Genomic DNA, 1,935 nt, shown 5'->3' on the forward strand with positions numbered 1-1,935 from the left:
AGCCGATTACGATAGTTTTGACGTCAATGTCACGATTGAGGCGGGTAAGGACTTTGCACTCAACGCAGACACCGCTTTCACACCATTTGCCGGTGTTTCTTATCTGCACAGCACACGAGATAGTTTTAATGAGAAGGGGGCAGGTGCAGCCAACCTGAGTGTAGATAAAGAAACCGACGAGAGCTTGTTGACCTCTATTGGTATGTGTTTAAGCCACGATATCCACATGGCGGATAAACGGATTCTTACCCCTTTTGCCAGTATCGCCTATGTGCATGAACATATGGATAGTGTTTCAACACTGAATGCTAATTTTAAAAATATATCTGGATCAAACTTTTCTATCGATGGTCCGGAGCTGGATAATAATCGCTTACAGTTAGCTCTCGGGGTTACCGGGCAGCTGACAGGAAGCACGTCTTTGAATGTCGGTTACACAGGGGAGTTTGCAGACTCCCACCAGAATAACGCCTTATCAGCCACGTTGGATATTGCCTTCTAATGTTATGTTGACTCAATGCTATTGGAACATCTCCTGACAATGACAGTCCAGAATAGTGAGTTGTTACAACCACAAAAGGAGATGGTATGAAACTTAAAACAGCTTTTCTAACGTCATTGTTACTGACATCAACGGCTTTTGCTGCAGATGATATTACGGTGGATATGACCAATTTAAAAACAGGTGAAAGCGTCGGCACCGTTACTATCAGCAGTCATCCTTACGGTACCGTTTTTACACCAGATTTAAAAAACCTGCCAACAGGCATACATGGCTTCCATGTGCATGAGATCGCTTCCTGTGACGCCAAGAAAAAAGACGGTGAATTAGTGCCCGGCGGTGCAGCTGGTAGTCATTATGATCCTTCCGAGACAGGCCAACACGCTGAACCATGGAGTTTTGAAGGTCACAAAGGTGATCTGCCAGCGTTATATGTTGATGAGAATGGTGATGCCACCTTACCGGTATTATCACCAAAACTTAAATTAAAAGAGTTACATAACCGCTCATTGATGATTCATGAAAACGGTGATAATTACTCCGATAATCCCAAGCCTTTAGGCGGCGGTGGCGCTCGTCTGGTATGTGGTGTTATCCACTAAACATCTAATAGGAACCCGCAATTAAGCGGGTTCTTTTTATCCATATAAAACATAGTTTACCGCTCGATGCTGAAGTCGTTTGGTATAACTCTCGTTGTCTCTTTCACTTTTAACATAGCAATTTTACTATGCCACTCAACACCAAGTTGTGAGCAAGTAATGTATGTAGTTGATATAGTAAATAAATAAGACATTAACGAGGTTCTCATGAGTAATCATCAAATCAATATTATGTTGAAATACATGAGAGCCAGTATGTATAGCTTATTCATACTATTATTTTTTCTGGGTAGTTACTTTCTCTATTTGATGGTGCAGTCATTCCATCACTTGAATGACAATGCGATTTCATCATCCCGAACTGTTTCCGACAGTGTTTTTTACAATGAGCGTGAAAGTTTAGGAAAAGTGGTTTATGACTACAGCTTCTGGAATGATGCGGCTGAGGCGCTTTCTGGTGTTGATGATGCATCATATTACGAAGATAACTTTGATAGTGATTATTTATTCAATACCTTTACTATTAACCAAGTCATCATCTATGAACACGACGGCAATCTAAAAGACAGTATCGTAAACGGCGTAAGAGAGGAGCTTAGTAGCTCGGTTTATACTGAGCCTGCTTTTGCACGGATGTTTGATCAAGCCATACAAACCGATTACGAATCGCCTGAGCCTATCACGTCGTATATCAGTATTCATGGTCAAATTCATGTTATCGCTGCATCAGTCATTGTGGCAGATAAACAAACAGACCAACTCAAAACAGGTGAGCTTTATGGTGTCTTAATGATGACTCGTAAGTTAGATCGGGCTCTCCTGACAAAATGG

3 protein-coding genes are annotated in these 1,935 nt (G+C 41.6%); all 3 read left to right on the forward strand.

The window, feature by feature from the left end; translation table 11 throughout:
* The coding region (locus tag B4K20_RS05000; RefSeq protein ID WP_289282095.1) for an autotransporter outer membrane beta-barrel domain-containing protein at nucleotides 1-502 on the forward strand (502 nt) is incomplete at its 5' end.
* A gap of 86 nt (nucleotides 503-588) precedes the next feature.
* Nucleotides 589-1,104 (forward strand): superoxide dismutase [Cu-Zn] SodC, encoded by a 516-nt coding sequence (gene sodC / locus B4K20_RS05005; RefSeq protein ID WP_289282096.1) that lies wholly within the window; start codon nucleotides 589-591, stop codon nucleotides 1,102-1,104.
* A 207-nt stretch (nucleotides 1,105-1,311) separates the two neighbouring features.
* Nucleotides 1,312-1,935 (forward strand): CHASE4 domain-containing protein (locus tag B4K20_RS05010; protein WP_289282097.1); only part of this gene is annotated, 624 nt, incomplete at its 3' end.

Origin of the sequence: Methylophaga sp. UBA5088 (assembly GCF_002414625.1) — a bacterium.
In the GTDB taxonomy this organism is placed as follows: Bacteria; Pseudomonadota; Gammaproteobacteria; order Nitrosococcales; family Methylophagaceae; genus Methylophaga; species Methylophaga marina.